Consider the following 26,400-nt stretch of genomic DNA (forward strand, 5'->3'; position numbering starts at 1 on the left):
CTGTTTGTTTGGGGAGGGTTATTTCTTTTTGTCGCTGCTATTGGGTGGCGGTTGCAGATAGCTGGCCATGCCTTGCAAGGAATTTTGCATGCTGGAGAGGTGTTCCAGTGCCAGGCCTTGCAAGTCTTCCTGTGCCTTGGTCAGGATGCCGCAGAATTCGCCAGAGCACTCCATGGCCCGGTTGGCATTGGCTTTGGCCAGATCGCTGATCTGGCTGATGGCTTCCTGCGGTGTGCTGGCCTGGCTCAGCGCTTGCAGCGACTTGGCGTAGTTGTCCAGATGTTCGCGGCTGGTGCTGATCTGGAAATTGACCAGTTGTTCGACATTGTTCATCGAGACTTGCAGGAATTTCAGCGTGATATCCACGCCGGCAGTCTGATTTGGCTGCTTGGACTTGTCGTTGAATGACATGGTGCTTCTCCTTGGGGACTGGACGGTAGCAGGGGGGAGGGCAGTCGTTGCGTGTGCAACAACTGCTTGGAGCACACCCACCGCCAATCGTTCAGCATTTTCCCTGTCCAAGAGGAGTGGCTGGCCGCTGCTGGATCAACCGCGCTGCTTCAGCCCAAGGCACGGGCAATGAAATTGCGCGGCACGCGCGGCTTGGGTACCCGACCGCTAAACCAGTTGCGTACATCCTGATCCAGCCCGATGCCGTGCATGAAGTTGTACAAGGCTTTGTTGAGCGCCTTGCCCATGGCGTCGTGGTCGGTGCCGGTGGGGTCGATGAAGCCGACATCATTCTTGGCAAAGCTGACTGGCGGCAAGGGCTGCAGGGTGACGCCGTATTCTTCCGGGTTCTGCCCCACCGGTGAATGCACGGTACAGGCAAAGCGGTGGAAGAAGCCGGACTGGATGCAGCCGGTATCAAATAGCTGGCGCACGTATTCCAGCGCATCCACCGTGTCCTGCACTGTCTGGGTGGGAAAGCCGTACATCAGGTAGGCATGCACCAGCACGCCGGCTTCGGTAAAGCTTTGCGTCACCCGTGCCACCTGTTCCACCGACACGCCTTTTTTCATCAGCTTGAGCAGGCGGTCCGAGGCCACTTCCAGCCCGCCGGAAATGGCAATGCAGCCGCTTTCCGCCAGCAACTGGCACAGCTCCGGCGTGAAGGATTTCTCGAAGCGGATATTGCCCCACCAGGAAATGGACACATTGCGGCGCAGCAGTTCTTCGGCCAGCGCGCGCAGCATCTTGGGCGGCGCAGCCTCGTCGACAAAATGGAAGCCGGTCTGGTCGGTTTCGGTAATGATGGCCTCGATGCGGTCCACCAGGGTGCTGGCAGAGGCGGTTTCGTAGCGCGAGATGTAGTCCAGTGTCACGTCACAGAAGCTGCATTTTTTCCAGTAGCAGCCATGTGCCACCGTCAGCTTGTTCCAGCGCCCGTCGCTCCACAGCCGGTGCATGGGGTTGAGCATGTCCAGCAGCGACAGGTAGCGGTCGATGGGCAGGCCGTCCCAGGTGGGCGTGCCGACTTCTTCGAACGGAATATCGGCTTCCATCATATTGATGTAGCGCACCTGGCCGTCTTCGCGCATGAAGGTGCGCACCAGCCGCGATGCCGAGCGTTTGCCTTGCCAGTGTTCCAGCAGCGCCAGCAGCGGTTTTTCGCCATCGTCCAGCGTGATGAAGTCGAAATAATCGAACACCCGTGGTTCTTTCAGCTCGCGCAGCTCGGTATTGACGAAGCCGCCGCCCAGCACGGTGCGGATGGCCGGCCAGCGCGCCTTGATGGTCTGGGCGATGCGGAAGGCTGCATACACCGAACCGGGGAAGGGTACCGACAGCAGCACGATGTCCGGCTGATGCCGGGCAATGGCTTCTTCCACCAGCTGTTGCAGGGTGTCGTCCACCAGCGTGGGTTTGCCGGCCAGGGCGCGGGCCAGCGGCTCGAAGGTGGGCTGGCTCATGGCCAGTGATTCGGCATAGCGCACGAATTCAAAACGCTCATCCACCGCCTCGCGCAGCACGTCGGCAATGTCATTCAGGTAGAGCGTGGCCAGATGGCGGGCGCGGTCCTGCTGACCCAGTGCGCCAAAGGCCCAGGCCAGCGGGTCGCCGCCATAGGGGTCGTCCGGGTCCACATACACTTCCAGCGCGGCAAAGCGCTCGCCTTCCGGCAGGAAATTGCGGCCGCAGATGCGATGCGCCACGGTGGAGTCACGCCCTTGCAAAAAGGCAATGACCGGGCCGATGGTGGCCAGGTAGCGCTCAAACTGGCCGACAAAGCTGTGTAGTTGCGCACTGCGTTTTTTCGGTGGGATGGCGTCAAGCTGCTGGCGTACCGCCTGCAGGCCGCTTACCGAAAACAGTCGCAATACCAGTTGCAAGGCCAGGTCTTCCTGAAAGGCCGTGACCTGGCGCGAGCGCAGAAAGCCGGTGATATAGGCGGTGGACGGGTAGGGCGTGTTCAACTGCGTCATCGGCGGGATGAGTGATAGCACGCGTGGCGACGCATTGGCGGTGGACGTCTGCATGGGGGTGGTATTCAACTGCATGGCTTTCATTGATTGCTGCGGCCCGCCGGAGCGATAACGGCTTAGCGGCGACGGACGGTATTCAGGATGTGCGTGCTGCGGCAGGCAGACCGGCCAGGAATTGTTCGACCGCCTGCTGGCTGTCGGGCCGTACCAGCCGGGCCATTTCCTGCCCGTCTTGCAACAGCAGCAGCGTGGGCCACAGCTTGACCCTGAAGCTGCGTCCCAGCCTGCGGCCTTTGCCGTCCTCTATCTTAAGGTGCGGCAAGTCGGGGTGCTGCTGCATGGCGCTGGCCAGCAAAGGCTGTACTACCTGGCAATGCGCGCACCAGGGCGCACCGAATTCCAGCAGCAGCCTGCCGGGCGTGGCCTGCAATTGTTCGGCAGACGGATCCTGATCCTGCGGGGTGAAGCTGCTGCAAAAGGCCATGATGGGCTCCTGTCGGCAAAGGCAGCAGGAGGATAACATTCTTGCGCGTAAACGGCCCGGCTTCCTTGTGCCGGAAGGCGGGCCGGTTGCAGTGGCGAGACAGGCTTAGCAATTGACCAACTGGGCTGCCAGACGTGACAGGAAGGCATCGCAGGCAGCCAGTTGCTCCAGCGCCAGCCATTCGTCCGGCTGATGTGCCTGGGCGATATCGCCAGGACCGCATACCACGGTGGGAATGCCGCAGCGCTCGGCAAACAGCCCGCCTTCGGTGCCAAAGGCAATCTTGCGTGGCGGGGTGTGGTCGCCTAGCAAGCCCTGCACAAAGCGCACGACGTGGGCGTCTGGCGGGGTGAGCAGGCCCGGATAGCTGGTTTTTTCGCTGAAATCAAAGCCGCAGGCGGGGTCGACCGCCTGCATTTCCGGCTGCAACACCTGCAGGGCATGGTTGCGAATGGCGTCCAGCAGGCTTTGCGGCGGGTCTTCCGGCAAGTGGCGGATTTCAAAGTCGAACTGGCAGTGCGCGGGGATGATGTTCAGCGCGGTGCCGCCTTGCATGGTGCCGACGTGCAGCGTGCTGTAAGGCACTTCATACAAGGGATCGAACGGGCCGTGCTGGCGTCGCTGCCGCGCCAGACTGCGGATGTAGCTCACCAGTTCGGCGGCGTATTCCACCGCATTCACCCCGGCAGTCGGATTGCTGGAATGGCCTTCGTGCCCCCGCGCCGTCACCCGCCAGGCGGTCTTGCCCTTGTGGGCGGCCACCAGTTTCATCTGTGTCGGTTCGCCAATGATGCCCATGGCGGGTAGTACCGGCAGCCCGCCCAGCACTTCCAGCAGGCGGCGCACGCCGATGCAGCCGATTTCCTCGTCATAGGTGAAAGCCAGATGTACCGGAGTATGCAACTGGCTTTGCGCCAGGCGCGGTACCAGTGCCAACACGCTGGCCAGAAAGCCTTTCATGTCGGCACTGCCACGGCCATAAGCCCGCTTGTCACGGATATCCAACTGGAAAGGGTCGCTGTGCCATGTCTGACCATCTACCGGCACCACATCGGTGTGTCCGGCCAGCATCACGCCGGGGCGGTCGGTGGGGCCGATGGTGGCGTACAGATTGGCCTTGCTCCCGTCTTCGTTTTCCACGATGCAGCTATCTATGCCATAGCCTGCCAGATAGGTGCGGACAAAACTGATCAATTGCAGATTGCTCAGCCGGCTGGTGGTATCAAAGCCGATCAGCGTGTTGAGCAGGGTAAGCGATTCCATGGCGTGTATTCCGGTGAGGCGCAGGAGCGGAGGGCGTGTGTGCCAGTGGTCTGGCATTTTACACCCGGTGATTGGCAATAAGCCGCTGGCCGGGCATTGTTTTTGCTGTACCTGCCAGGGCGGAGCCGGTTGACAAGGCCAGTGTAGCCAGCCACATTTAATACCAAAAATATTATTATTTTTTTAGTTGGATAGATAAAAATTATGCAATACACCCTGCGGCAACTGGCTTACCTGGTGGCAGTGGCCGACCACGGCAGTGTGACTGCGGCAGCCAATGCCCTGTACACCTCGCAGCCGGGGATTTCCAGCGCCATCGCCCAACTGGAGGAGCAGTTCGGCCTGCAGTTTTTCATTCGCCACCATGCCAAGGGCGTGTCGCTGACGCCCGCCGGGCAAAGCTTTGTCGCGGTGGCGCGCAACCTGCTGGCGCATGCGGACGACCTCAGCCAGCATGCCAGTGCGCTGAGCCAGTCCTTGCAAGGCACGCTGGCGCTGGGTTGCTTCACCACCATTGCCCCCTTGTTTCTGCCGCGCCTGCTGGCCGCCATGCGCGAGTCCTACCCCGATATCACGGTGCAGCTGCATGAAGGCGATACCGGCCAGTTGCAGCAGGCACTGCTCAGCGGGCAGACCGAGCTGGCCTTGCTGTACGACCTGGATCTGGCCCCCAGCCTGTACCGGCAGACGCTGCAAACCGTCTTGCCTTACGCCGTGCTGCCGGCCAGTCATCCGCTGGCCACGCAAACGGCAGTGTCACTGCATGATCTGGCTGATTTACCCATGGTGTTGCTGGATTTGCCACATAGCCGGGAGTATTTCCTGTCGGTATTCCGTCTGCACAATCTGGAAGCACGGGTGCGCCACAAGACGGTGAGTTTTGAACTGGTGCGTGGCCTGGTGGCGGCAGGCAACGGCTATGCGCTGCTGAACCTGCGCCCGCAAACCCGGCAGTCCTATGCCGGTGATGCCCTGGTGTACCTGCCGATTGTGGAGGACGTGCCTGCGCTGAATATCGTGCTGGCCTGGCCGCAAGAGCTGCGCCTGACCCGCCGCGCCGAGGCCTTTGTCTCGCTGTGCGAGCAGAGCATCAGCCGCTTGGGTTGAGCGCGGGTTTGGTGCATCGCAAAAACCGATGCAGTTGACAAGGTAAAGCTATTTTACCAATACCCCGGCCTGTCCCTACAGTGTGCTTGCAGCCGCCCACCTGGCTGCGTCTCCTGTAAGGATTTGCCATGCCCACATTCAAGCATTGTCGTGTTGCAGCCGTACTGGGCTGCGTATTGCTGAGCGCTGCCGCCCAGGCTGCCGAACTGACCGTGGTGTCGTTTGGTGGTGCCAACAAGGAAGCCCAGCAAAAAGCCTACTACCAGCCCTTTGCCGCCAGCAGCGGCATCAAGGTGGTGAGTGGCGATTACAACGGTGAAATGGCACGGGTGCGTGCCATGGTAGACAGCAAGCGGGTGAGCTGGGACGTGCTGGACGTCGAATCGCCAGACCTGCTGCGCGGCTGTGACGAAGGCATGTTCGAAAAGCTGGACTACCGCCGCATCATCAAGCCGGCCGAACTGCTGCCCGGTGCCGCCCAGACCTGCGGCATGGCAGCCTACGCCTGGAGCACGGTGCTGGCCTATAACAGCGACAAGCTGAAGACCGCCCCGCGTTCCTGGGCCGATTTCTGGGACGTGAAGAAATACCCCGGCAAGCGCGCCTTGCGCAAAGGGGCCAAGTACACGCTGGAAATTGCCCTGATGGCAGACGGGGTGGCAGCGCATGATGTGTACAAGGTGCTTAATACCCCGGCGGGTTTGAATCGTGCCTTTGCCAAGCTGGACCAGCTCAAGCCCTATATCCAGTGGTGGGAAGCCGGTGCCCAGCCCGCGCAATATCTGGCCGCTGGCGATGTGGTGATGAGTTCGGCCTATAACGGCCGCATCAGCGCGGCGCAGAAGGAAGGCGGCAAACAGCTGCAAATGGTGTGGAACGGCAATATCTACGATTACGACTACTGGACCATTCCCAAGGGCAGTCCCAATCTGGATGCCGCTTACAAGTTTCTGGCCTTTGTCAGCCAGCCAGGAGCACAGGCCGAATACGTGAAGGGCATCAGCTACGGGGTGAGTCACCGCAAGGCCCCCGCGCTGATCGACAAGGGCATACTGGGCAATCTGCCCACGGCTCCGCAAAACCTGAAGCAGGGCGTGGCGATTGACAGCAGCTTCTGGGTGGATCACGGCGAAAACCTGGAGCAGCGCTTCAACGCCTGGGCGGCGCGCTAAGCCCAGCGGCCATGGCCGGGCTGGCGGATGGCCCGGTGCATGGCGAAAATCAGGGCAAGGGGCTTGCCAAATGGCATGACTCGTTTACAATGCCACCCGTCATCAGGGAGTAGCCGCCCTCCGAATGCGAGAGGGACGTGTGTCAACAGACTTGCCGGTTCCGGCATGGCACACGTGGTCCGAGACTTGGCGAGACTTTTGACCGTAATGCTCTGCATGGCCGGGACGCATTGCGGTCACTCGTTTTCGCGTCCCGGCCATGGAGAACACTTGATGCAGTCTTTTCTGGTATCCACCGGTGTAGTAGCCCTGGCCGAAATCGGCGACAAGACCCAACTGCTTTCCCTGATTCTGGCAGCGCGTTACCGCAAGCCTGTTCCCATCATTCTTGGCATTTTGCTGGCCACGCTGGTCAATCATGCCGGTGCCGGTGGCCTGGGAGCCTGGCTGTCCACCGCGCTCAGCCCCAATATCCTCAACTGGACTGTCGTAGCTTCCTTTGCCCTGATGGCCGGCTGGATTCTGATTCCAGACAAGCTGGATGAGGGTGAAATCGTCATGCCCAAGCGCCAGATGGGCGTATTCGCCACCACCGTGTTTGCCTTTTTCCTGGCGGAAATGGGTGACAAGACGCAAGTGGTGACCATTGCGCTGGCAGCGCGCTTTCATGACTTCCTGCCGGTGGTGGCTGGCACCACATTGGGCATGATGCTGGCCAACGTGCCGGTGATTTATCTGGGTAGCCGCTTTGCCGACCGCCTGCCCACCAAGGCGGTGCATATTGTTGCTTCGCTGATTTTCGTGGTGCTGGGTGTGCTGGCTCTGATGAATGCCATCAATGGTAATCCCTTGCTGGGGTGATCTGCAGTCATGGACATGAAAAACGCCACCCGCTTATGCCGTGGTGGCGTTTCTTATGGCAGGTGCCAACCCGGCTCAGGCCAGCAGGCCGGCCAGATTGCTGGTGGATTGCTGCATTTGCGCCAGGGTGGCGTTCAGCGTGGTGTATTGCTGCAGATAGGATGCGCGCAATGCGTCCAGATTGGTCTGGATTTCCGTCTGATGGCTGGTTTCGTCGGTAATGCTCTGGTTCAGGTCGTTCTGTTTGGTCACGACAATGCCGGTCGGCCCCAGCAGATTATTGATGGCGCTGTTGAAACGGTCGGCAAAGCCGGTACTGCTGCTGTTGCCAAACAGATTGGCCACGGCGCTGGGGTTGCTGGTCAGCGCCTTGTTGAAGGCGGTCTGGTCCAGCGCGAGGGTGCCGTCTTTTTGCAGGGAAATGCCGATCTGCGACAAATAGGCGTAGGAGGTGGCGGCATTGACGCCAGCCTCTGGTGTCTGTAGCACGCCGGATAGCTGATCCTGGATGGACAGCAGCGAGTCGTCGCCCTTCATGTCGCCGGTAAAGGCGCTGTTCACCGTGCTGTGTACCTTGTTATAGGCATCGACAAAGCCTTGCAGGCTGCTGGCGATGCCGCTGGTGTCTTGCGTCATGCCGATGCTGACCTGGCCGGCTTTTTCCAGGGTGACCGAGGCACCGCTGATGACGCCGGTCAGGATATTGCTGCTGGAGGAGACATTGACGCCATTGACCGTGAGCAAGGCGTCGCTGGCAGCAAACGATTCGCTGGCCGCCGTGCTGCTTTGCTGCAGGCCGGCCAGGGTGTTGCCGCTGGTATTGCCGCTGTCACTGCCGCCGGATGTCACGCTGAAGGCATTGGCCGAGCCGGAATTGGCCGAGGCAATCACCAGCGAATAATTGCCGTTGTATTGCACGATGGAGGCATTGACCCCGGCATTGGCTGCATTGATGGCGTCCGAGATGTTCTGCAGGCTTTCGCCGCCGCTGCCACCGTTGTTGAGGTTTACCGTAGTGCTGGTGCCGGCCACGCTGAAGGTGAGCGAGGCGGGCACGCCGCTGAGGGCCGTGCTGGCGCTGGTGATGGGCTGGCCGCTGCTGTTTTGGTCAAACACCAGTTGGCGTGCCTGGGCCAGTTTGCTGACATTAAGCTGATAGGTGCCGGCAATGCCGCCGCTGCTGGTACTGACCGCGGCGATGGTGCTGTCCGAGCTGCTGGCCTTGTAGGTTTGCAGAAAGGCTCCGGATGACAGGCTGCTGACTGATGTCTGCAAGGCGGACAGGGCGGAACTGATCTGGCCCATGTCGCTGAGGTCTGTCTTGTAGGTGGCAACCTTGTTCTGGCTGTCGGTGAGCGGCTGTTGCTCTACGGACATCAGTTGGCTGACGATGGACTGTACATCCAGCGGGCCGGCGGTGGTGGTGATGGATGCTGAACTCATGCTGTTCTCCTTGCTGTCTGCGGGAGGGCAGACGCGCCCTGACAGGCTCTGCCTGCATTATCGGGCGGAACAAGGAGCAGCTTGATGGCAAAGCCTGGTTAAAAGATGTTGCCAACTGTTAAGGTTGTCACGAATTGTCAAACAGGCGGCTGGCGACTCAGCTAGAACCGGAAGCAGAGGACGAGCCGCTTGAGCTGACACCAGCCATCAGGCCGGACAGATTGCTGGTGGATTGCTGCATCTTGGCCAGCGTGGCATTCAGCGTGGTGTACTGGCGCAGGTAGTTGGCCTGCTTGTCGCTCATCTTGGTTTGCAACTGGTTCTGATGGGTGGTCTCATCCGTTACGTTCTGGTTCAGATCATGTTGCTTGGTCACGACGATCCCCGCAGGTCCGAGCAGATTGTTGATAGTGGCGCTAAAGCGGTCGGCAAAACCGGTATTGCTGCTGTTGCCAAACAGATTGCTCACTGCAGCGGGTTTGCTGCTGAGCGCCTTGTTGAAAGTGGTTTGATCCAGCGAAAGGGTGCCGTCTTTCTGGATGGCAATGCCCACCTGGGACAGATAGGCATAGGAGCTGACCGGGTCGGCAGCGCTGACCGGGGTTTGCAGCACCGCGCTTAGCTGGTTGCGGATGGAGGTGAGTGCCGCATCGCCCTTCATGCTGCCGCCCGCTGCATTGTCCAGCGCGCTCTGTACCTTGTTGTAGGCATCGACAAAGCCCTGCAGCTTGCTGGCAATGCTGCTGTTGTCCTGTGTCAGGGTAATGGAGGCTGTGCCGGTTTTCTGCAGCCCGAGGGTGACGCCGCCAATCACATCGCTGACGGTATTGCTGCTGGAAGATACGTACACGCCATTGACGGTGAGCGAGGCGTCGCTGGCGTCGTTGGATTCGCTGATGGCGGTATCACTTTGTTGCAGCCCGGCCAGGGTGTTGGCGCTGTTTGCACTCAGGCTGCTGTCGGTGCCGCCGGCGCTGATGCTGAAGGCATTGTCCGAACCTGCTTCAGCCGAGGCCAGCACCAGCGAGTAGCTGCCCTTGTATTGCACGATGGAGGCATTGACGCCGGCACCGGCGGCATTGATCTTGTCGGCGATGTCTTGCAGGGTGACGTTGGCTGGTGTTGTGGTGGTGCTGCTTGCCGGCTCGCGCAGTTGCACGGTGGTGCTGTTGCCTGCCACCTCAAGCGTCAGTGCATCCGGCACATTGCTCAGTGCCGTGCTGGTACTGCTGATGGCCTGGCCGTCGGAGGTGGTGTCGAAAACCAGTTGGCGCGGTTTGGCCAGTTCTTCCACTTCCAGTTGGTAGTTGCCGGCGATGCCGCTGCCATTGGTGTCCACCGTGGCAACCGTGGTGTCCGAGCTGCTGGCTTTCAGGGTGTGCAGGAAGTTGCCCGATGCCAGACCGCTGACCGAGGTTTGCAGGCCGGACAGGGCGGAGCTGACCTGGCCGATATCACTGAGTTTGCTGTTAAAGCTTTTCAGCTTGCTCTGACTGGCGGTGAGCGGTTGTTTTTCCACCGTCATCAGCTGGCTGACAATATTCTGTACGTCTAGCGGACCCGCCGAGGTGGTAATGGATGCGCTGCTCATCTGGTCTGTGCTTGCCTTGTACGTGGTGGCATGACGGACACATGCCTCTGTGCAAGATTATCTCCGAGTGTGTCGCTGGCGGGATGGGCAAGACAGGTCAAAAAATGTTTGCTTATGCAAACAAGGTAAAGAAGTGTAATGACCGGCTGGATGGTCGCCGTTTGGTCGGGGTGATACAGATGAAGGACGGCTGAGCGCCAGCGCCGGATGCAAGGCCGGCACTGGCGCTCAGGCAAGGCGTGCGGACTCAGATACCCAGCTTGTCGCGCAGCGAGTAATACCAGGCACCCATGGCGGTGAACGGTACGCGCAGCAGATTGCCGCCTGGGAAGGGATAGTGCGGCAGGGTGGCAAAGGCGTCAAAGCGCTCGGCCTGGCCGCGTAGTGCCTCGGCCAGCACCTTGCCGGCCAGGTGGGTGTAGGTGACGCCATGGCCACTGCAACCCTGCGAGTAATAAATATTGTCGCCCAGCCGGCCAACTTGCGGCAGCCGTGACAGGGTCAGCAGGAAATTGCCGGTCCAGGCGTAATCGATTTTCACATTGGCCAGTTGCGGAAACACTTTCAGCATCTTGGGCCGGATGATGGCCTCGATATTGGCCGGATCGCGTGCGCCATACACCACGCCGCCACCAAAAATCAGCCGCTTGTCTTCGCTCAGGCGGTAGTAGTCCAGCAGATAGTTGCAGTCTTCCACGCAGTAATCCTGCGGCAGCAGGCTGGCGGCCAGTTCATCGCCCAGCGGTTCGGTGGTGATCACCTGGGTGCCGCAAGGCATGGATTTGGCGGCCAGTTCCGGCAGCAGATTGCCCAGGTAGGCATTGCCAGCCACCACCAGGAATTTTGCCTTGACCCGTCCTTGCGGTGTGGATACCACCGGTTGCTGACCACGTTGAATGCTCAGGGCCGGTGATTGCTCGTAAATCACGCCGCCTAGCGACTCTACTGCCGCCGCTTCGCCCAAAGCCAGATTGAGCGGATGGATGTGGCCGCCACTCATGTCCAGCATGCCGCCCACGTACTGCTCGGTGGCCACGATGCCACGCATCTCGTCCTTGCCCAGCAGTTGCAGCTGCTTGTGACCGTAACGCTCCCACAATGCCTTTTGTGATCGCAAATGCCCCATCTGCTTTTCACTCAGCGCGGCAAACACGCCGCCGTCCTTCAGCGCGCAATCGATGTGGTATTTGGCAATGCGCTCGCGGATGATGCGGCCGCCTTCAAATGCCATATCACCCAGCAGCTTGGCTTGTTGGCTGCCCACCGTGCGTTCTATCACGTCAATGTCGCGGCTGTAGCTGTTGACGATCTGGCCGCCATTGCGACCAGAGGCACCAAAGCCAACGCGGGCGGCCTCCAGCACGGTAACCTTGAAGCCGCTTTCCAGCAGGAATAGTGCGGTGGACAGGCCGGTATAGCCGGCACCGATGATGCAGATGTCGGTTTCGATATCACCTTGCAGTGCCGGACGGGACGGAACCGGATTGGCAGAGGCGGCGTAGTAGGATTCTGGGTAGCTGGTTTGTGGCATTTCGTTAAACTTTTTCGTTTAATATTTTGCACATGCCAGATGATTCTAGCCCAGACTTTATCTTGCTGCCAAATTATTTGATCAAATGTACGCGAAGGATATAGTGGCTGGCGGCCAGCGGGGAGCGGAAGAACTGGCGCGGCCAGCTTGCCGCGCCATGAAATACGGTTGAAATCAGTGATATGCCGCTTGCTTACTTGTTGTGGCCGTGTCCGCCGACGGTGGTGTTGACCTTACCGCCCGGCGCGGATGCTGTGTTTTTCTTGCCACTGGGCTTTTGGGTGGCTTCTCGCTGTTGCTGCTCAGCCTTCCATGCCTGGACCTCGCTGGCGCTGGGGGACTGCTGATGCAGCTTGTTGGCCAGTACCGGGCCGCTCATGACTACGCTAACAAGGGCAATTGCAATACGTTTCATGGTCTCTCCTGATCGGATGAAGGGTTGACAGCAATGTCCGCAACTGGACTGTTGCCAGTCTAGAAATTCCCTGGGGCCGGATTAAGAGAGAAATTCCTAATCAGTGCTTGGTTATTTCTTTTCAAATATCAGGAAATTTCCCGGTACGCGCATGGCCTGGCGGCGTATTGTCATCTGCCTGTCGCGAAACCAGCCGGGGCAGGATGTTATGCTTGTCGCAATATGTGTTTGTTGCCGGCATGCAATGGCCGGCGTATCGAGAGAGTGATGTCTGTAATGAGCCTGTCTATTGCCAGTGCCAGCTATGGCGCTGATCAGGTTGGTCTGATCAGCGGGTATCGCTTTGTCCCCGGCCAGCGCGGGGAGGCTATCGGGTCTGATGCGGCGCTGGAATTCCTGCGCAGCAGCCCGCAGAACGAGGGTTTTGTCTGGCTGCATTTCAATCTGGCGCATGTGGCGTGCGAGCGCTGGATGCGTGCCAATCTGCCGCTGCCCGAGGATTTTGACGAAATGCTGCACGCCGGAGGCGGTTCCACCCGCATTGAACCGGCCGGCGGCATGTTGCTGGCGGTCATCAACGATGTGGCATTGGGTTTTGGCGTGGTCAGTTCGGATGTGGCCACGCTATGGGTGGCGGCAGGTTCGCGCCTGCTGGTGACGGCCAGGGTGCGGCCGCTGCGCTCGGTGGACCGGCTGCGTGCGGCAGTAAAGGCGGGCGAGGTGTTTCCTTCGGCCCGCTCCTTGCTGTTCCACCTGATGCAGGATCAGGCCGATGTGATGGCGGGCATTGTGCGGGAAACCACACGCAAGGTGGATCATATCGAAGACCGGCTGCTGGCCGAGCGCTTGCAGGATCACCGGGCCGAACTTTCCGGCATGCGGCGCACCCTGGTGCGCATGCAGCGGCTGCTGGCCCCGGAGCCCGGCGCCCTGTTCCGCCTGCTGAACCGTCCGCCGTCCTGGCTGGCCGAGCCGGATGTGCAGGCCTTGCGCGAGTCCACCGAAGAATTTTCCCTGGTGCTGAACGATCTGGCCACGCTGGTGGAGCGCATCAAGCTGCTGCAGGAAGAGTTGGCCGCCAAGCTGAACGAACAGACCAACCGCACCTTGTTCACCTTGACGATGGTGACGGTACTGGCCCTGCCCATCAATATCGTGGCCGGTTTTTTTGGCATGAATGTGGGCGGTGTGCCGCTGGCCAATCATCCGCATGGCTTCTGGGTGCTGGTGGCCCTGGTGGCCAGCTTCACCCTGCTGGCCGGCTGGTGGGCGTTCAGCCGTCAGGCTGCGCGCTGAATTAACCATGCAGCCCATGGGTGAACTTGGCGGCGCTCTGGCGTACAATAGCGCGCTTTGTGCCACCGGCAGTGGTCGGTGGAATCTTATCCAGTCAGATTGATAGCAAGGTATAGCATGAGCGGTTTGCCCAATTGTCCCCAGTGTGGTTCCCAGTTTACCTATGAAGACGGCGCCATGCTGGTGTGCCCGGAGTGCGCCCATGAGTGGTCGGCGCAGGCCGAGGCTGCTGGTGAAGAGCAGGGCCGGGAAGTGCGTGATGCCAACGGCAACTTGCTGCAGGATGGCGACACCGTCACCGTGATCAAGGACCTGAAAGTGAAGGGCTCCTCCCTGGTGGTGAAGGTGGGCACCAAGGTAAAGAATATCCGCCTGGTGGATGGCGATCACGATATCGACTGCAAGATCGATGGCATTGGTGCCATGGGCCTCAAGTCGGAATTCGTCAAGAAAGCCTGAACCGCCTGCATGAGGCGAGCAGCGTACCAGCACCCGCAAGCGGGTGCTTTTTTCATGCCGGGCAGCAATCGGCCATGCCGATGCCGCGCTTTTGCTACTATGCCGTTTTACCCGCCAACCTGAGCCATGCAGACTTCCGATGCCGTGTATTCTCCGCCAGCCACGCGCCAGCTGATCATTTTTGCCATCCCGGTAATGCTGGCCGCGCTGGCCACGCCCTTGATGGGGCTGGTGGATACCGCCGTGCTGGGCCGGCTGGGCAAACCGGTGGCGTTGGCCGCGGTGGCGGTGGGGGGCAGCATTTTCACCGTGCTGTACTGGTGTTTCAGTTTTCTGCGCTTTACCACCACCGGGCTGGTGGCGCAGGCCGCCGGGCAGCATAGCCAGCGCGGCGTGGTGCTGGCCGGTTTGCGGCCGATGCTGGCGGCCCTGCTGGGCGGGCTCGGCCTGTTGCTATTGCAGCAGCCACTGTTGTGGCTGGCCTTGCGTCTGCTGGCACCGCCGCCGGAGGTGGCTGCGCTGACGCGAGACTATTTCTCGGCCCGTATCTGGTCTGCGCCCTTTACCTTGCTGTCCTATGCCCAGTTTGCCTGGCTGCTGGGTTTGGGCCACTCACGCCAGGTCATGGTATTGCAATTGCTGATGAATCTGCTCAATGCGCTGCTGGCGGTGGCCTTGGTGTCCTGGCTGGGCTGGGGAGTGGCCGGTGCCGGCTGGGCTACGGCCATCGCCGAGGCGGTGGGCAGTGTGCTGGCCTGGCGGGTGATGCTGCGCCATGCCGGCTGGCAGCAATGGCAACAGGCTTGCGCCGCCGCCGGAGGCTGGGCGGCCTGGCGGCAATTGTTTGCCGCCAATATCGACATCATGGTCCGTACCCTGTTGCTGACCGTCGCTTTTGCCCTGATGACGCGCAGCGGCGCGCAACTGGGTACGCTGACGCTGGCGGCCAACCAGTTGCTGCTGCAGGCTTTCATGGTGTGCGTCAGCTTGCTGGATGGCTTTGCCGTGGCGGCCGAGGTGCATGGCGCGCATGCAATTGGTGCCGGCAGCCGCGCGGGGCTGGTGCTGGTGGTGCGCCGTTGCGGCTGCTTGTCCTTGGGCTGGAGCAGCCTGCTGGCGCTGGCGATGCTGCTGCTGGGGTGGTTTTATCTGCCGCTGATGACACCGGATCAGCAGTTGCAGCAACTGGCAGCCCGCTACTGGTTCTGGCTGGTGGCACTGCCGCCGGTGTGCATCTGGGCTTTCTTCTGGGATGGCGTGTTCATGGGTGCCATGCGCACCGCCGTGTTGCGCAATGGCATGTTGCTGAGTTTTGCCATGTATGTGCCAAGCCTGTGGCTATTGCAGCATGCGCTGGGCAATCATGGTGTTTGGGCGGCACTGCTGGTGCTGATGGCCATGCGTGGCCTGTTGCTGACCTTGGCTTGGCCGCGCCTGCGCGACAGCGTGGGCCAGGGCCGGCCTGCTGGCTGCTGAGAAGCAAAACACCCGCCCAGGCGGGCCGGGCGGGTGCAGTTTCAGGCCGTGGTATTGATGTTGATGCCGATGGTGGCGGATAGCGGCTGCAGCGGGCGTTCGGCTGTGCCGGTCGTGCTGTTGTCCTGGTCTGCGTCGCGGTCCAGCCTTCTGGCTGCAGCGCCGCCAGCCTGTGCCGCAGCTTGCAGGCCGGCAGGGAAGGGACTGCTGCCGGATGCGGATATGCCGGATGTCATGCTGATTCTCCTGTAGGGGAGGATTCCCCGCCGCCATCTTGCCGTGCCAGTCTTAACGCTGGCTTAAGCTTGGCCCGCCGCGGGGCGGGGGCTGGCCCGTGCTTGGCCCGCTGCCCATGGCGCGGACGCAGTGTGGCCGCAGCGTATCCGCGGCCTCTGGCCGGGCCGAGCAATGATTTGCAGGAGCAGGAATGGTGACATTGAGCAAGGAGGAGGCCGCGGCCTTGCAGGCCTCCATCGGACAGGTGAGCCGCCGGGTGGCGGCGGCGCTGCAGGCGGCTCCCGCGCGGGAGCATGTCTTGCAGTTTGTTACCCATCTGCATGCCGGTATCGACAAAACCGTGGCGCAAGCCATGCAGCGTGGGCTGCCGCCGGCCTGCCAGCCCGGCTGTGACAGTTGCTGTCATTTGCGCGTGGAGGCCAGTCAGGCCGAGGCGCTGCACATTGCCCGCCATCTACGGCAGGGCGGGCCGCAGCAAGTACAGCGCTTGCGCCAGCGCCTGCTTTGGCGTCAGGCGCAAGGGCAGGCTGCCGGGCCGCTGGCCCGCCTGGCCTGTGTATTCCTGCAGGATGGCTTGTGCAGCATTTATGCCTTGCGACCGGCAAGCTGCCGCAAGGCACATTCCTTTTCCGCCGCTGCCTGTCGCTCACAGGCGGCTGAAATCCCGCAGGATTTGTCCATCACCCTGGCGGCAGAGGCTCTGCAAGGTGGTTGCGCAGCCGGTTACAGACAGGCCGGGCTGGCGGCGGCGGCGCTGGAACTGACCGCAGCCATGCTGTGGGCACTGGATGAGGCTGCCGAGGCGGCCTGGCTGGCGGGGCGGGACAGCATGCCGGACTAGTGCAGGCGCAGCATGACTAGCCGCCACGTTGGCGGGGCATGCTTGTTGCTGATGCCGCCGGGTGTGCGGTGCGGTAGTGCAAGTGGCAATAGCAAAGGACAAAATCATGGAAAGCTGGTTTTTCTGGGCCTTGGGATCGGCGGTGTTTGCTGCCTGCACCGCGGTGCTGGCCAAGCTGGGGCTGCGGGGGGTGGATGCCGATCTGGCAACCTTGATCCGCACCGGCATCATTGCCGTGCTGTTATCACTGTTTGTCGCCTTCACCGGCAAATGGAGCAATCCGCTGCTGTTGTCAGGCAAAAACTGGTTGTTTCTCGGCCTGTCCGGGCTGGCTACCGGTGCCTCCTGGACCTGTTATTTCCGCGCCTTGCAGTTGGGCGAGGCCAGCAAGGTGGCACCGGTGGACAAGCTCAGCCTGGTACTGGTGGCGGTGTTTGCCGTGCTGTTTCTGGGTGAGCGGCCTGCGCCACGGGAGTGGCTGGGCATTGGCCTGGTGGCGCTGGGCGTGCTGGTGCTGGCCATGCGCCGCGGCTGATGCGGTCTGGCTTAGGCCGGACAGGGCTGCGGGCTTTGGGCCTGCTGCTCCAGCAGCCATTCGTAAAAGGCATGATCCAGCAACCAGGCGTCGTCGCCATGGCGCAGAATCCACATCGGGCCGCCACAAGGGCCGATGCAGCGTCCGGCAATATCGTAAACCCCGGCAGGGATGCGTCTGACGGATTCGAAGTCGGGCAGGGACAGGGCGGGCAAACTGTTGCCGGCATGGATGGCAAGTACGGGCATACGGACAAAGAAAACCCACGCCTGGCGTGGGAAAGAGTCGTCTACAAAGGAGGAAGACCCACCATACCTGTACTTAATGGTGGTTGTCATCGGTGCTTTTACTTATCAATCGCGGCCTGATAGCCAACATCCTCCCGCGCCTGCGCGGCCAGCAACTGCAGGCCGGGCTGATCGACAATTTCCACCACGCCGCGCCGCAGCCGTAGCAGACCGGCAGCCGCCATCACTTGCAGCTGCTGGTTTACCGTCTGGCGCGAGAGCGCCAGCATGGCCGCCAGCCGGGTTTGCGACAGCGGCAGTTCACGCAGGGTGCTGCCCTGCAGTGCGCCGTAACTATTGCTCATCTGCAACAGCCGCCGTGCCAGGCGTGGACCGGGCGGAAGCAGCATCAGGTCTTCCATGGCAATGAATGAAGCGCGTACTTTCTGGCTGAGCAGCCGGCCCAGATCGCGCCAGTACTGTGGCTGCGCGGCCAGCAGCGCCAGCAGCGGTGCTTGTGGCACATGCACCAGAGTGACCGTGCTGTCAGTCCAGGCATCGTGGGTACGGCTGGCGGCATCAAACAGGGCAATTTCTCCAAACCACTGCGGCGGAGCCAGTACGGCGGCAATGGCTTCCTGACCGCTGGCATCGCTGCCGCTGATTCTTACCAGCCCCTCGGCCAGGCCGTACAGGCCATCGGCGGCATCGCCACGGGCAAACAGCCGCTGGCCGGCAGGTAGCACCAGCAGCCGGGCATGCTGTTGCAGCCAGTGCTGCAAGTCCGCTGGCAGTGACTGGAACCAGCTGCTATTGCTGAGGGAGGCGGGCAAGCTGGCGCTGCCGGATGACTGGGACATGATATCTCCGTGCTATGTCGGCTGGCTGACACTGCAAAAGCGCATTCTGCCTGATGATGCAGGGCTTGTGCCGAAGACAACAACGAGGAGGAGCATCATGAACACCTTGCCGCAGCAACTGGCTGCCTATGCCGCCTACCATCGGGACTGGCGCAATATTGCCACCCATTTTGTCGGGATCCCGGCGATTGTTCTGTCCAGTGCCAGCCTGCTGTCGCGCCCGGCCTGGCCGGTGGCCGGACTGCCGCTGTCGCCAGCCGTGCTGCTGGCAGCCTTGCTGGCGCTGTACTACCTGCGGCTGGATCGCCGTTTCGGCCTGCTGATGACGCTGTTGCTCGGTCTGGTGCTGCTGGCCGCCGCAGGCATGGCGGCGTTGCCGGATGGCGAATGGCTATGGCTGAGCGTGGGGGGCTTTGTGCTGGGCTGGGTGTTCCAACTGGTGGGTCATGTGTGGGAAGGCCGTAAACCGGCGTTTGTCGACGATATCAGTGGCCTGGCCATCGGCCCCTTGTTCATCGTGTTCGAGCTGCTGGTGCTGCTGGGAGCCTGCCGACAATTGGCCCGCCAGGTGAAGGCTTTGCACACGCCACCTGCCGGTCAGCGCTGAACTTGTTTCAGTCTGGCCCGGCTACTTTGCTGGCAAGTCCAGTGGCAGGCCAAGCTGTTGCTGTTCTGCGCTCTGGCGTCGCCGCGCACTCTTGCCCGGCGGGCGCTGGCGTGAACCATGGCGCGCGACAATGGCCGCTTTTTCAGCCTTTACTTCCGGCTGCTTGCGCCAGGCATGCAGGCGCTGCTTGGCCTGCCGGGTGGCGCTTTCCAGCTCGCATGGCGGTGTGCTCAGCGCCTGATCACCGCACAGGCCGTATTGCTGGCGCAGGCGGTCCGGCATTTTCCACGGCTCGAACAGCCAGCCATCCGGCACCTGTTGCATCTGCGGCAGCCAGCGGCGCACAAAGCGGCCTTGCGGGTCGTGATCCATCGCCTGCTTTACCGGGTTGTACACCCGAGTGGTGTTGATGCCGGTGGTGCCGGACTGCATTTGCAGCTGACTCCAGTGGATGCCGGGTTCGTAATCCAGAAACGCCCGCGCCAGCCACAGCCCCACCGGCCGCCAGTGCAGCCACAGCGGGTAGGCCGCCACCGATACCAGCATGGCGCGCATGCGGAAGTTCAGCCAGCCGGTGTGATTGAGCATGGCCACGCAGGCATCCACCAGCGGCCAGCCGGTGCGGCCCTGCATCAGCACCTGCAAGCGGGCATCGTCATGTTCCGCCTCGCGCAGGCCATCGTAGCCACGGTGCATATTGCGCCATTCGATTTCCGGTTCGGATTCCAGCTTCTGCATGAAATGACAATGCCAGTGCAGGCGGCTGATGAAGGCCTGCAAGCCCTTGCGTTGGCGGCTGTTTTCCGGCGGCAGGCGTTGCAGCTGGCGGTGTGTGGCTTGCACGATTTCGCGCAGGCTCAGGCAACCCATGGCCAGATATGGGGAGAGGCGTGAGCAGGCGGTGGGCGCGGATAGCGGCGAGGAAATACCGCCGCGATACTGCGCGCTGCGCTGTTGCAGGAAGTCCTGTAATACCGCAATGGCGCGGCGACGGCCACCATGCTGGCGCTGTGGCGGGTCAAACGCAAAGATGCCCAGGCTGTCGGCACCGGGTGCGGTCATGACGGGCAGCGGGCAGGGCGCGGCCTGCAGCGCGGGCACCGGCAGGCAGGGCTGGCTGACAAACTGCTCCCAGCGTGCGGCCCAGCCGTCGCGCGAGCGCAAACGGCGGATAACACCGGTCTGGGCGAATTCCTGCCATTGCACTCGCTGTTGCAGGCACCAGCGGCCTACTGCCAGATCGCGCTGATAGCTAAAACCATTGCCGGTTTCCTCGTGCGCATACAGCGCAGCAAACGGCATGGCGGCATGCAGGCGCGCCAGCACCTCGACCGCCTCGCCCACCTGGATCAGCAGCGGCATTCCGCGGGCAGCCAGCGAGGCCGCCAGGTCCTGCACGCATTCCAGCGCAAAGTGGTAGTGCTGACTGGAGGCATCCGGCTGCTGCCACAGCGCGGGCTCGATGATGTACAGGCACAGCACCGGCCCGGCCAGGCTGGCAGCCGTCAGGGCAGCGTGATCGTGCAGGCGCAAGTCACGCTTGAACCAGACCACCCCGACGCTCACGGCTGCCAGGGACCCAGTACGCTGGCAGCCAGATGACGGCCGCTGAGCCAGGCACCTTCCACCTTGCCGCCGTGCAACCAGTCGCCACACAGGCCGATGCCGCTGGCGGCATCCCACACGCTGCCGTGCTGGCTGGCGTGGCAATCAGCATAGCGCCAGCGATGGCTGCTCAGTACCGTGCAGGCCGGGGCACCCAAGGCCCGGAATGCATCCAGCAGCCGCTCGCCCACCTCGCTGGCAGGCTGCTCCAGATGTGCAGCACTCCACTCGGCATTGGCTTGCAGCACCCAGCACGGCGCACCGCTGCGGCCGGGTTTGCTGTCGTTGCGGGCAATCCAGCGCAGCGGGCCTGCATTGACAAAGGCCGCAGCAAAGCCCGGCTCGAAGGAGGTGTCGGGCTGCACCATCACCGTCCAGCAAGGCAGCATGGGCTGCGCTGCTGCCACGGCGGCCAATGCGGGCTGGCTATCGGCCAACAGGGTTGCGGCCTGCGGCGCGGGTATTGCCAGCAGCACCCGGCTGAACAGTTCGGGCAGCAGGCCGTGTTCGACGGTTTCCAGTTGCCAGCCCGCTACGCTGTGATGCAGGCGGCAGACGGTGTGCTGACTGCGCACGCTCAGTCCATCCGCCAGTGCCTTGCACGGGGCCGACATGCCGGGCAGGCCGACATAACGTGCCGGAGCCTCGTGCTGATCGTGCGGCGTGCTGCTGCCTGGCTGGCCCAGCACTGCCGGGGTGATCGGCCATTCCGCCACCACCCCGGCGTCTAGCCAGTGCGCCACTTGCTGGCGGAAGGCCGGGTCGCGGGCGGTAAAGTATTGCGCGCCGTGGTCGGCCTGCCAGTTGTCGCCGCGCCGGGTACACAGACGGCCACCCAGGCCGCGGCTTTTGTCAAAAATGGTGGTGCTAAGGCCAGCTTCATGCAACTGGCGTACACAGCTGAGGCCGGCGAGGCCTGCTCCGATGATGGCAATCGAGGGGGAAGTCATGGTTTGCGTCTGCATGATGGTGTGAGATTGAAGGGCCGCTCAAAGCCAGCCCTGTCGCCAGCAACTGCTGTCGGTGAGGGCTTGCCAGGCAATGATGCGGCTGCGGCGGGTGTAGACCGCTTCCAGCTCCACTTCGGTAATCGGCTGGCTGGGGTCGTCCGGCAGCAGCACGCGGGTCACCAGGAAATGCTTTTCCTTGTGCTGCGGCTGCACGGCTGTCCATTTGCTCAGCAGCAGCTTGCGCGGGTTCAGGCGGACCGGCATGGCTTAGCTGTCGCTACGGGTCTGCGGCACGTAAATCAGCTGCTCGGTGGCAAAGCCCAGCGCTTTGGCTTGCTGCAGCAGTGGGTCCAGCACGGCCTGTGGCAGTTGTTTGTCACGCGCCAGAATCCACAGGTAAGAGCGGTCGTTACCGGCGATCATCGCCCAGCGGTAGTCCGGATCCAGCGCCACCACGTGGTAGCCACCATAGAAGGGGCCGAAGAACGACACCTTGAGCGAAGCCACCGTGCTGTCGCCATTGAACAGTGCGCGGCCTTCTGCCTGTTTCCAGCTTCCCTGTGCCGTGGCATAGCCGCGGTTGATCACCTGCACGCTGCCGTCGGCCTGCGGGGTATAGCGGGCGCTGACATCGCTCATGCCGCGCTCGAAGCTGTGGTCGAGGCGGGCAATTTCATACCATTTGCCAGTGTAGCGTTGCAGCTCGAAACCGCTCACCGGCTTGATGCCGGGCGGCGGCAGGGTGGAGCAGGCGGCCAGCAGCAGGCTGCCAGCCAGTAACAACAGGGTGCGCAGATGGGGGGGTAAAAGAGTGAGTCGCATGATGGATTCCTTGTGTGGGTTCATAACTGGTCGAGTTGTTGCAGGATGGCCGCCGCGCTGTGGCGGATGGCCTCTTGTTCTGCGGCTGGCATCTTGTCCAACTGGCGGTAAACCAGCGCCAGTCGCGGGTTGTCGCCCAGCCGGGGGCGCTGGCGCTGGAAGAAGTCCCAGTACAGCGCATTGAAGGGGCAGGCATCGGCACCGTGCCGTACATCGCGACGGTAACGGCAGTCGCCACAGTAATTGCCCATGCGGTGCAGGTAGGCATTGCCGGATACATAAGGCTTGCTGGCCAAGAGGCCGCCATCGGCAAACTGGCTCATGCCCACGGTATTGGGCAGTTCCACCCATTCGAAGGCGTCGATATACACCCCCAGATACCATTCATGCAGCGCCTGCGGTGACAGCCCGGCCAGCAGCGAAAAATTGCCGATCACCATCAACCGCTGGATGTGGTGGGCATAGGCCAGTTGCAAGGACTGGCCGATGGCGTGGGCCAGGCAGCGCATGCCGGTTTGGCCATGCCAGAACCATTCCGGCAGCGGGCGCTGGTGGTCGAAGGCATTGCTGTCGGCATAGCCGGGCATGCGCGCCCAGTACACGCCGCGCACGTATTCGCGCCAGCCCAGAATCTGGCGGATGAAACCTTCCACTGCCGGCAGCGGGGTCAGGCCGTCCTGCCAGGCTTGCTCCGCCGCGGCCACCACTTCCCGCGGTGACAGCATCTTGGTATTGAGGGCAAAGAACAGCAGCGAATGGAACAGATAGGGCGTTTCGCTGTGCATGGCGTCCTGGTAATCACCAAAATGCGGCAGGCCGTGGCGGATGAAGTGATCGAGTTGCTGCAAGGCCTCGGCGCGGTTCAGCGGCCAGCGCAAGGCGTCGGCAGCGGGGTTGCCGAACGATTGCACCCCGGCGGCTTGCAGCGTGTGCCACAAGGCCTGATGGTCGTGGCCGGGGCGGGTGTCCTGCGGCGGTGGCGGGCTGCCACGCCAGGGTTTGCGGTTGTCGTGATCGTAGTTCCACTCGCCGCCCACCGGCTTGCCGTCCGGCTGTAGCAGCACACGGTGGCGCTTGCGCATCTGGCGGTAAAACACTTCCATGCGCCATTGCGCCTTGCCGGCAAACAGCTGGCCTGCTTCATGGCGTGTGGTGTAAAAGTGCTCGCTGTCCACCATCCGGCACGGGATGCTTTGCCGGCTGGCCCACTGCTGCAATTGCTGGTCCAGCCGCCATTCGTCCGGTGCCTGCCAGGCAAATTCCGTGGCCTGATAGTGCTGGCACAGCGCGTCCAGATTGTCCTCCAGCGTGCCGCGATTGCTGGGGTCGTCGATGGCAACATAGCGCACGCGGTGGCCAGCAGCCTTCAGCTGGCGGGCAAAGTCACGCATGCCGGCCAGCACCGCCAACAGCTTTTGCGCGTGGTGCAGCACATAGCCGGTTTCCTGCTGCAGCTCCAACAGCAGGTAGACCACATCGGCCTCGTGGCTGGCAAACCAGCTGTGCTGCGGATTGAGCTGGTCGCCCAGTATCAGCCGCAGGGTGGTCATGGCTGGCTCCACAACTGGCGGTAGTGGCCGTCGGCATCGTATTCAGCCGCTTGTTTGTCCGGGTTGAAGCGGCGGCCGCCGCGCGGGTCGGTTCCCAGCCCGGCCAGATACAGCCAGTTGCCCTGGTTCTGGCTGCAGTCATAGTCGAGCAGGCAGGCTTCGAACCAGGCCGCACCGGCACGCCAGTCGCATTGCAGTTCGTGAATCAGGTAGCTGGCCGCAATCTGGCGCATGCGATTGCCCAGATAGCCGGTGGTGGCCAGTTCACGCATGCCGGCGTCTATCAGTGCATGACCGGTTTGTCCGGCCATCCAGCGCTGGAATGCCGCCGGGTTGTGCGGCGGGCTGGCGCGTTGTGGCAGGCCGCCGGGGTGATACAGGCGGCGGCCATGCTGGCGTTGCAGCAGCTTGAAGTAATCCCGCCACAGCAGTTCAAACCACAGCCAGTAACTGCTGTCGCTATGGCCGTGTTCGGTCTCGAAGGCATGCAGCTGCTGTAACACCAGACGTGCTGACAGGCTGCCGCAGGCCAGCCACGGCGACAGCTTGCTGGAGTAGTCGATGCCATGCAGGCCGTTGCGGGTGGCCTTGTAGCTGTGCGGCAGGCCGCGCTGCAGGTATTGCGCCAGATGTGCCAGCGCGGCGGCCTCGCTGCCGGCAAAAGCGGCGTCCGGAAACGGAAAACTGGAGCGCGGGTCGACGGCCGGGTAGTCCATGGCAGCCAGTGGCTGGATCAGCTGACGCGCCGCGGGCGGCAGTGGTGGCAGCGACGGTGGCGGCAAGGGCGCGGCTGGCTGGATGGCGGCGGCTTCCACTTGCTGACGGAAGCGGGTGAACTGGTCTGGCAGCTGTGCATCTGCCCAGGGCAGGCTGTCCCGTGCCAGCAAGGTGGATTGCCAATGGCTGTGCACGGCAAGGCCGCAGGCCCGCAGGGCGGCCAGTTCGTCCTGTTCTTCCGGGGTGGCGATGTCCTCGCAGTAAATGGCAGTGGCGTCTATCTGGCTTGCCAGTGCGGGCAGCACGCTGGCCAGGCTGCCACTGGCATGCAGCAGGCCGCTACCTTGTTGTTGCAATGCAGTGGCCAGCCCCTGCAGCGCACTGTGGCGGAAGGCACTGCGCCGTGCACTCACCCGGGCAAAGCCCCAGCGCGTGGTTTGCGGCAGGGGGCTGACATGAAGCGGCAGCAGGTAATCCGCCTGCTGGCAGGCGGCAGTCAGCGCCGGGTTGTCATGCAGGCGCAGGTCGTCTCGGAAACAATAGATCAGCGTGGTCATGGCTTCAGTGCTGCTGGCGGCAGCGTTCGGAACAGTATTTCACCTCATCCCAGCAGCGCGCCCATTTGCGCCGCCAGCTCATCGGCTTGCCACAGGCCGCGCAGGGCTTGCTGGGCAGGCTGCTTTTGTTGCCGCGAAATGGCGCTTTCATGCGGGCCAACCCTGGTCATGCACCGACAGCAGGCGACGCAGCAGGCGCAGCGGCGCACCAATAAGCGGCAGCTTGTGCAGCAGCTCTTCGGCCGAGTCCCAGTAGTCGCGGTGCAGGCACACCTTGCCGTCAGCAGCAAAACGCAGGTGGCTGCCGCCGTGCAGCTGGTAGACCTTGCCCGCGCGGCGGAAGCTGAAATCCCAGGTAATGAAGGCCTGCTGGCCATCCAGCAATTGCTCGCGCACGCTGAACACCGGCTCTTCCAGCACGGCAAACATGTGGCGGAAGATGTCGGCAATGCCGTCGCGCCCGTGTACCTGGTTGAAGGGGTCGCGAAAGCGGGCGTCGACGGTGTAATAGTCGTCGATATGCAGCAGGCTGGCCGGGCTGAGTGTGGCATACCAGTCGGCCAGCGCTGCCAGCCGGGCTCTCAGTTGCGCGCCAGATGGCGCAGCAGCGGCAGTCTCAGCCGGTAGGGCAGTAGTGCGAGCAGCTTGATCCATAGCGTAAACCTGCGCGGAAAGTGAATTTCAAACCGGCCCTGTTCCAGGCCGCGCACAATGGCGCGGGCCGCGTCCTGCGGCTGCAGCAGCGCCGGCATGGCGAAGTCGTTCTTGGCGGTGAGCCGGGTGGCAACAAAGCCGGGATTGATCAGGTACACCTGCATGTCGTGCTGGTGCAGTTCGGCATGCAGCAGCTCGGCCAGATTGATCAGCGCTGCCTTGCTGGGCCCATACACACAGGCACCGGGCAGACCGACATAACCGGCCACGCTGGCGACCAGTGCGATGCCACCCTGACGGCGCGCCATCATGGCCGGCAGCATGGTTTCCAGCCCGTAATACACCCCGGCCAGATTGGTTTGCAGCGTGTCGCTGACCTGTTGCTGGCGGATGTCCCAGCAGCGCTCCGGCCGGTAGGCTGCCGCGCAGAACACGACCAGGTCCGGCAGGGCATCCTGCTGTTGCAAGCTGTCCCAGGCCTGTTGCCAGGCGGCGGGCTGGCTGACATCCAGCGGCAGCACGATGGCACGGGGCTGCCGTGCGGCCACCGCGTGCAGGCTGTCTACACCACGGGCCGACAGGATCACCCGTGCGCCCAGTGCCAGCAGCTGGCTGGCCAGTGCGGCACCAATGCCGCTGGAGGCACCGACAATCCATACCGTCTGTTGCGGCCAGTTGCGCAGCGGGCGGTTAAGGGCGGGCAGCAACATGGCC

General features: G+C 62.4%; 29 protein-coding genes and 1 riboswitch. Of the genes, 9 read left to right on the forward strand and 20 right to left on the reverse strand.

Going from position 1 to position 26,400, the window contains the following annotated elements:
• Positions 1–18 precede the first annotated feature (18 nt).
• The 4 genes from DLM_RS08325 to argE all read right to left on the reverse strand — a co-directional run bounded on the left by DLM_RS08325 (position 19) and on the right by argE (position 4,173).
• Positions 19–411 (reverse strand): phasin family protein, encoded by a 393-nt coding sequence (locus DLM_RS08325; protein ID WP_089083505.1) that lies wholly within the window; start codon positions 409–411, stop codon positions 19–21.
• A gap of 149 nt (positions 412–560) precedes the next feature.
• The gene (locus DLM_RS08330) at positions 561–2,501 is read right to left on the reverse strand and encodes a B12-binding domain-containing radical SAM protein (RefSeq protein WP_231960134.1); all 1,941 of its coding nucleotides are present in this window, start codon (positions 2,499–2,501) and stop codon (positions 561–563) included.
• 61 nt (positions 2,502–2,562) lie between these two features.
• Entirely contained in the window at positions 2,563–2,910 is a 348-nt protein-coding gene (locus DLM_RS08335; RefSeq protein ID WP_089083504.1) for a thioredoxin family protein, read from the reverse strand.
• Positions 2,911–3,015: 105 nt separating this feature from the next.
• Positions 3,016–4,173 (reverse strand): acetylornithine deacetylase, encoded by a 1,158-nt coding sequence (gene argE, locus DLM_RS08340; RefSeq protein WP_089083503.1) that lies wholly within the window; start codon positions 4,171–4,173, stop codon positions 3,016–3,018.
• Positions 4,174–4,377: 204 nt separating this feature from the next.
• Between argE and DLM_RS08345 the strand changes: the two genes are divergently transcribed.
• The 3 genes from DLM_RS08345 (at position 4,378) to DLM_RS08355 (ending at position 7,313) form a co-directional block, all read left to right on the forward strand.
• Entirely contained in the window at positions 4,378–5,280 is a 903-nt protein-coding gene (locus DLM_RS08345; protein ID WP_089083502.1) for a LysR family transcriptional regulator, read from the forward strand.
• 128 nt (positions 5,281–5,408) lie between these two features.
• Entirely contained in the window at positions 5,409–6,452 is a 1,044-nt protein-coding gene (locus DLM_RS08350) for an ABC transporter substrate-binding protein (protein ID WP_089083501.1), read from the forward strand.
• 92 nt (positions 6,453–6,544) lie between these two features.
• Positions 6,545–6,714: riboswitch (yybP-ykoY riboswitch) on the forward strand.
• A gap of 8 nt (positions 6,715–6,722) precedes the next feature.
• Entirely contained in the window at positions 6,723–7,313 is a 591-nt protein-coding gene (locus DLM_RS08355; RefSeq protein WP_089083500.1) for a TMEM165/GDT1 family protein, read from the forward strand.
• A gap of 75 nt (positions 7,314–7,388) precedes the next feature.
• On the opposite strand, the gene fliD (DLM_RS08360) is transcribed toward DLM_RS08355, so the two are convergent.
• The 4 genes from fliD (DLM_RS08360) to DLM_RS08375 form a co-directional block, all read right to left on the reverse strand.
• A complete protein-coding gene (fliD, locus tag DLM_RS08360) occupies positions 7,389–8,756 on the reverse strand; it encodes a flagellar filament capping protein FliD (RefSeq protein ID WP_089083499.1) in 1,368 nt (455 codons plus the stop codon).
• Between the two features lie 157 nt (positions 8,757–8,913).
• Positions 8,914–10,347, reverse strand: a complete 1,434-nt coding sequence (gene fliD / locus DLM_RS08365; RefSeq protein WP_089083498.1) for a flagellar filament capping protein FliD — start codon at positions 10,345–10,347, stop codon at positions 8,914–8,916.
• Positions 10,348–10,594: 247 nt separating this feature from the next.
• On the reverse strand, positions 10,595–11,878 hold the full coding sequence (locus tag DLM_RS08370) for an NAD(P)/FAD-dependent oxidoreductase (protein ID WP_089083497.1): 1,284 nt from the start codon (positions 11,876–11,878) through the stop codon (positions 10,595–10,597).
• A gap of 193 nt (positions 11,879–12,071) precedes the next feature.
• Positions 12,072–12,293, reverse strand: coding sequence for a hypothetical protein (locus DLM_RS08375; protein WP_145985810.1), 222 nt, complete (start codon positions 12,291–12,293; stop codon positions 12,072–12,074).
• 276 nt (positions 12,294–12,569) lie between these two features.
• On the opposite strand from DLM_RS08375, the gene DLM_RS08380 reads away from it, so the two are divergent.
• From DLM_RS08380 to DLM_RS08390, 3 genes are all read left to right on the forward strand, one after another.
• A complete protein-coding gene (locus tag DLM_RS08380) occupies positions 12,570–13,589 on the forward strand; it encodes a transporter (RefSeq protein ID WP_089083495.1) in 1,020 nt (339 codons plus the stop codon).
• Positions 13,590–13,706: 117 nt separating this feature from the next.
• Positions 13,707–14,048, forward strand: a complete 342-nt coding sequence (locus DLM_RS08385; protein WP_045847365.1) for a zinc ribbon domain-containing protein YjdM — start codon at positions 13,707–13,709, stop codon at positions 14,046–14,048.
• A 126-nt stretch (positions 14,049–14,174) separates the two neighbouring features.
• A complete protein-coding gene (locus DLM_RS08390; RefSeq protein WP_089083494.1) occupies positions 14,175–15,524 on the forward strand; it encodes an MATE family efflux transporter in 1,350 nt (449 codons plus the stop codon).
• Positions 15,525–15,565: 41 nt separating this feature from the next.
• On the opposite strand, the gene DLM_RS08395 is transcribed toward DLM_RS08390, so the two are convergent.
• Positions 15,566–15,760: a hypothetical protein gene (locus tag DLM_RS08395; protein WP_089083493.1), complete on the reverse strand. Its 195-nt coding sequence runs from the start codon at positions 15,758–15,760 to the stop codon at positions 15,566–15,568.
• A gap of 191 nt (positions 15,761–15,951) precedes the next feature.
• On the opposite strand from DLM_RS08395, the gene DLM_RS08400 reads away from it, so the two are divergent.
• Together DLM_RS08400 and DLM_RS08405 are read left to right on the forward strand one after the other, a co-directional pair.
• Positions 15,952–16,602, forward strand: coding sequence for a YkgJ family cysteine cluster protein (locus DLM_RS08400; protein WP_089083492.1), 651 nt, complete (start codon positions 15,952–15,954; stop codon positions 16,600–16,602).
• Positions 16,603–16,708: 106 nt separating this feature from the next.
• Positions 16,709–17,137, forward strand: coding sequence for an EamA family transporter (locus tag DLM_RS08405; RefSeq protein WP_089083491.1), 429 nt, complete (start codon positions 16,709–16,711; stop codon positions 17,135–17,137).
• Between the two features lie 11 nt (positions 17,138–17,148).
• Here the strand turns inward: DLM_RS08405 and DLM_RS08410 are convergent, their stop codons facing one another.
• Together DLM_RS08410 and DLM_RS08415 are read right to left on the reverse strand one after the other, a co-directional pair.
• Positions 17,149–17,385, reverse strand: a complete 237-nt coding sequence (locus DLM_RS08410; protein ID WP_089083490.1) for a hypothetical protein — start codon at positions 17,383–17,385, stop codon at positions 17,149–17,151.
• Between the two features lie 98 nt (positions 17,386–17,483).
• Positions 17,484–18,224: a Crp/Fnr family transcriptional regulator gene (locus DLM_RS08415; protein WP_089083489.1), complete on the reverse strand. Its 741-nt coding sequence runs from the start codon at positions 18,222–18,224 to the stop codon at positions 17,484–17,486.
• Between the two features lie 97 nt (positions 18,225–18,321).
• Between DLM_RS08415 and DLM_RS08420 the strand changes: the two genes are divergently transcribed.
• Positions 18,322–18,831 (forward strand): DUF962 domain-containing protein, encoded by a 510-nt coding sequence (locus DLM_RS08420; RefSeq protein WP_089083488.1) that lies wholly within the window; start codon positions 18,322–18,324, stop codon positions 18,829–18,831.
• Positions 18,832–18,852: 21 nt separating this feature from the next.
• Here the strand turns inward: DLM_RS08420 and DLM_RS08425 are convergent, their stop codons facing one another.
• From DLM_RS08425 to DLM_RS08465, 9 genes are read right to left on the reverse strand one after another with little or no spacing between them, the layout of a single operon-like run.
• Positions 18,853–20,397 carry an FAD-binding domain-containing protein gene (locus tag DLM_RS08425; RefSeq protein WP_089083487.1) on the reverse strand — a complete coding sequence of 515 codons (1,545 nt, stop codon included), beginning with the start codon at positions 20,395–20,397 and terminating at the stop codon, positions 18,853–18,855.
• Positions 20,394–21,386 carry an NAD(P)/FAD-dependent oxidoreductase gene (locus DLM_RS08430; RefSeq protein ID WP_089083552.1) on the reverse strand — a complete coding sequence of 331 codons (993 nt, stop codon included), beginning with the start codon at positions 21,384–21,386 and terminating at the stop codon, positions 20,394–20,396. Before DLM_RS08430 ends, DLM_RS08425 begins: the two co-directional genes overlap by 4 nt.
• Positions 21,387–21,425: 39 nt before the next feature.
• Complete coding sequence (locus DLM_RS08435; protein ID WP_089083486.1) at positions 21,426–21,650, reverse strand: TIGR02450 family Trp-rich protein; 225 nt, start codon at positions 21,648–21,650, stop codon at positions 21,426–21,428.
• A gap of 3 nt (positions 21,651–21,653) precedes the next feature.
• Positions 21,654–22,208, reverse strand: a complete 555-nt coding sequence (locus tag DLM_RS08440; protein WP_089083551.1) for a lipocalin family protein — start codon at positions 22,206–22,208, stop codon at positions 21,654–21,656.
• Positions 22,209–22,228: 20 nt separating this feature from the next.
• Positions 22,229–23,758, reverse strand: coding sequence for a cryptochrome/photolyase family protein (locus DLM_RS08445; protein WP_089083485.1), 1,530 nt, complete (start codon positions 23,756–23,758; stop codon positions 22,229–22,231).
• Positions 23,755–25,032 (reverse strand): DASH family cryptochrome, encoded by a 1,278-nt coding sequence (locus DLM_RS08450; protein WP_089083484.1) that lies wholly within the window; start codon positions 25,030–25,032, stop codon positions 23,755–23,757. The genes DLM_RS08445 and DLM_RS08450 overlap by 4 nt, the downstream gene beginning before the upstream one ends.
• A gap of 4 nt (positions 25,033–25,036) precedes the next feature.
• Positions 25,037–25,183: a DUF2256 domain-containing protein gene (locus DLM_RS08455; RefSeq protein ID WP_082086484.1), complete on the reverse strand. Its 147-nt coding sequence runs from the start codon at positions 25,181–25,183 to the stop codon at positions 25,037–25,039.
• The gene (locus DLM_RS08460) at positions 25,180–25,686 is read right to left on the reverse strand and encodes a nuclear transport factor 2 family protein (protein WP_089083550.1); all 507 of its coding nucleotides are present in this window, start codon (positions 25,684–25,686) and stop codon (positions 25,180–25,182) included. The genes DLM_RS08455 and DLM_RS08460 overlap by 4 nt, the downstream gene beginning before the upstream one ends.
• The gene (locus DLM_RS08465) at positions 25,614–26,396 is read right to left on the reverse strand and encodes an SDR family NAD(P)-dependent oxidoreductase (protein ID WP_089083483.1); all 783 of its coding nucleotides are present in this window, start codon (positions 26,394–26,396) and stop codon (positions 25,614–25,616) included. Before DLM_RS08465 ends, DLM_RS08460 begins: the two co-directional genes overlap by 73 nt.
• Positions 26,397–26,400: the final 4 nt, after the last annotated feature.

This window comes from Aquitalea magnusonii (assembly GCF_002217795.2).
In the GTDB taxonomy this organism is placed as follows: domain Bacteria; phylum Pseudomonadota; class Gammaproteobacteria; order Burkholderiales; family Chromobacteriaceae; genus Aquitalea; species Aquitalea magnusonii_B.